5 protein-coding genes are annotated in these 3138 nt (G+C 61.2%); 2 read left to right on the forward strand and 3 right to left on the reverse strand.

Annotated features, from left to right (window positions below; genetic code table 11):
* Both VGG64_26210 and VGG64_26215 read left to right on the forward strand, forming a co-directional pair.
* A partial coding sequence (locus tag VGG64_26210; GenBank protein ID HEY1603125.1) for a hypothetical protein occupies positions 1–215 on the forward strand: 215 nt, incomplete at its 5' end.
* A 69-nt stretch (positions 216–284) separates the two neighbouring features.
* Complete coding sequence (locus tag VGG64_26215) at positions 285–1838, forward strand: hypothetical protein (GenBank protein HEY1603126.1); 1554 nt, start codon at positions 285–287, stop codon at positions 1836–1838.
* Positions 1839–1855: 17 nt separating this feature from the next.
* Here the strand turns inward: VGG64_26215 and VGG64_26220 are convergent, their stop codons facing one another.
* From VGG64_26220 to VGG64_26230, 3 genes are read right to left on the reverse strand one after another with little or no spacing between them, the layout of a single operon-like run.
* Positions 1856–2101, reverse strand: a complete 246-nt coding sequence (locus tag VGG64_26220) for a hypothetical protein (protein ID HEY1603127.1) — start codon at positions 2099–2101, stop codon at positions 1856–1858.
* A 29-nt stretch (positions 2102–2130) separates the two neighbouring features.
* Positions 2131–2484 carry an XRE family transcriptional regulator gene (locus VGG64_26225; protein HEY1603128.1) on the reverse strand — a complete coding sequence of 118 codons (354 nt, stop codon included), beginning with the start codon at positions 2482–2484 and terminating at the stop codon, positions 2131–2133.
* Between the two features lie 12 nt (positions 2485–2496).
* Entirely contained in the window at positions 2497–2877 is a 381-nt protein-coding gene (locus VGG64_26230) for a type II toxin-antitoxin system RelE/ParE family toxin (GenBank protein ID HEY1603129.1), read from the reverse strand.
* Positions 2878–3138 lie beyond the last annotated feature (261 nt).

Below are 3138 nucleotides of genomic sequence, written 5' to 3' on the forward strand. Positions count from 1 at the left end.
CCCGCGTGTTTACCACGACGATGGGTTCGGCCCAGGACATGGAGAGCGAAGGCTATCGGCGGATGCTGGTCAACTCCTGCTACTGGGGCTTGGGCATGGAAGACAAGATCGCCGCCAAGAGCAACGTCGATCTGGTCGGCCGCTACGTGGCCCATCCCTTCCGCGCCGGCGGAGCGAGCAAAGGCGTCAAGCCGGCCGACCTGGCGGAGTTTTGAGGACTAGAAAACGGGCGACGGTGGCCATTGGACATACGACGCATTTTTTGGCCGTTGCAGACTCCGGTCATGGATGGCGATTGCGATTTGGTTTTGCCGCGACCGCCGCGCAGCAAATGGTTTTGGCCGCTCGTGCAAGTGGCGATCGTGCTGGTCGTTTTGGGTTGCGCCTACGGTGTGGTCGCGTTTCGGTATTGGAATGACCGGCCGAAGTTGACGCATAACTATGCCGCCGAGATCAATCAGCGAATCTTGGCGTTGCCGGAGTCCGAGCGTGGCTGGCGGCGCTATCTTCCGATTCTGGCCGAGCTGGCCCGAGACTGGCCGACAGAGCCTTGGGGCGGCGAACCGGCGGAGGTGCTAACGCGAGAGGATGTCTGGTCGTTCGTGGAAGCTAAGCGGGCAATCCTCGCACAGGCGAGGGAACTGGCAGAACTGCCGGCACTCGGTTATCCGCTGCGCGACCGTGCGACGCTCGAAGAGGCCGTCAGCGAACACCCCGAGCTGACTCGGGCGCAACTCGAGAAAAGCTTGCAGGCACCAAGCGAAAACCCGTGTCTCATAGGGGTTCGGCTACCATTTTCCACCTTCACCAACCTGACTTGTTGCCTGCGGGCAGAAGCCATGTTGGCCGGCAACCGGGGCAACGGCCGACTCGCCGGCGATGATTTGCTGGCCGTGATGCGATTGGCCGATCAGCTTCGCGAATCAGAGTTTTTGATCTCCGATCTGGCCGGGGCGCGTGAGTTGTCGCGTGCCTTGCACAGTTTGGGACTGCTGCTGGAGCTTCCGACAATTCCATTCTCGGACGATCAGTTACGCAAACTCGAGCAGGGCGCGCTCGCATTCGGCGGTGGTGACATCCCGTTGCGCGTCGACGGCGAGCGACTCGTGTTTATGGACCTCGTTCAACGGGTCTATACGGACGACGGCCAGGGCGACGGCCACATGTTCGCCCCAGCCGTCGAGCAGGCACTCGGAGGTCGCGACGAGCCGGGCTGGCGAATGCTGATCCTGGCTCCGCTGACGACTGGTCGGTTCTGGTCGAGGCGGCAAGTCGTTGATCGTTACGAGCGGCTGTTCAAGCTGTGGCAAGAATGCCTGGCTACGCCAATACTGCAAATAGACAAGTCCCCATATTTCACCGAACTGAAGCGCCTCAAGGCCGACAAGCGCAATAGCCTGCTAACATTGATGCTTTTCGATTCCCTTGGGCCCGCTTTGCGCCGGGCGCAGGTACGGCAGCAGCGCGATGCGATCCTTGTCGTCAGCGCCGCAGCCCGGTATCGGCTGGCGCATGGCTCGTGGCCAAAGACGATCGAGGAGCTAGTGCCGAAGTTTCTAGCCCGGGTTCCACCAGATCAATTGTCCGACAGCCCGATCTGCTATCGGCTTGTAGACGGCAGTCCGGTCGTTTACTCGCGGGGAGCGGACGGAGAGGACGACGGCGGTGTGCCCGCTCGTCTTGCTGGGGGAGCAGCGGTCGATTTCGATCAGCCGTCCGAGCCCACGCGCGCTTGGCGCTGGGACAACATCGAGGCGCTCGATCAACAGCCCCGAGGCGATTGGGTCTTGTGGCCAATTACGGATCGCGCCGAAGTACCACTGGAAGGGGCGCCTTGAGGCGCCGCCGGCACCGGCTATTCGGTGATCTCGCGGAGCATTTGCGACAGGTCGCGCGGAGGGACGTCTTCCAGCCGCTTGCCCAGGCGGTCGAGCCGCTCGTTGAGCTTGACGGCCGTTTCCTGCATCTGGCCGTGCGTTTCTTCCGATCCGCCGTAGAGCACGAAATTCTTGCCGCGGGTCAACCGCGTATGGCCATCATCGCCGTCGAGCCCCAGGCCCAACAGCGCGGCTGGTTTCTTGGTTTTTCGCGAGGCTTTCAAGAGTGGAACCTTTCCGAGGAACATCCGCCTCAATTCAAGCGTTGGCCCGCAACTTTTTTACGGAGGGTCTTGGGTTGCTTGCCCCGAGGCTGCCCGACAAATCGTATTTCGACGCGTCGTCCAAGTGCCTCGGCGATGCGGTTGAGGATTTTCAGCGAGTGCCCGTCATAGTCCGCATCTTCCAATCGCGCGATCACGGATTGGTACGTTCCAACCCGGTCCGCTAGTTCTTTTTGCGTCAAACCCGCGGCCGCCCGGGCATCGTGGATTGCCGTGGCAACACTCGCATTGAAGAGTTCGTGTTCGACGGCGTCGGCCAAATCCGGATCGGCGGCGAGCTTGCTACGGATTACTTCGACCAGGTTCTTCGTCGTGCGTGCCATCTTCGTACGCCCTCACAGTTCCAGGTCGGCGGTGCAGATGTCGGGATTCAATTTGACGAGTTTCTTTCGTTCGATGGCAAGGTCGATCTCCGCGTCCGGAACTTCCGCTTCTTTTGTCAGGCCGTGCGACAAAGCGACGGCGTTCTTTCCGTAAAAGAAATACAAGATTCGGTAATGGCGGTTGCCGGTGGTAGCGCGAAGTTCGTGGATCCCGTCGCGAAGCGTGTCTGCGTGTGGCCGGCGCATGTCGAATCCCGCTTCCGCAAGCTGGATGATCCTCGCCAGGCACTTTGCATACGCCTTCGGCTCCCGAACTTCTAGCCAATTGAGCCACTCCAGGATCGGCACCTTGCCGTCCGATTCCCGAAATGCGCGAACCTCCGTCCCGGGCATCCGGTGGGCCCTGTTATAACAATATTGCTATCTTCGGCCAAAGTCAATCAGCCGCGTGACCCAAAACGGGCGAACCTGCATTGGAACATGGAACGAACCCACGCCCGGCCAAGGCTTTAGGCCTGGCTGCTCTTGCTGATGATCTCGCGCACGGCTTGCCGGGCCAGCTTGAAGGCGCTGGACAGCACCTGGGCCCGGGCTTCCATTTGCTCGGCGCTGAAGCTGCGCGGGCCGGGGTTTTCTGTCAGGCCGGCGATGGCC

The organism is Pirellulales bacterium, from assembly GCA_036490175.1.
In the GTDB taxonomy this organism is placed as follows: Bacteria; Planctomycetota; Planctomycetia; order Pirellulales; family JACPPG01; genus JACPPG01.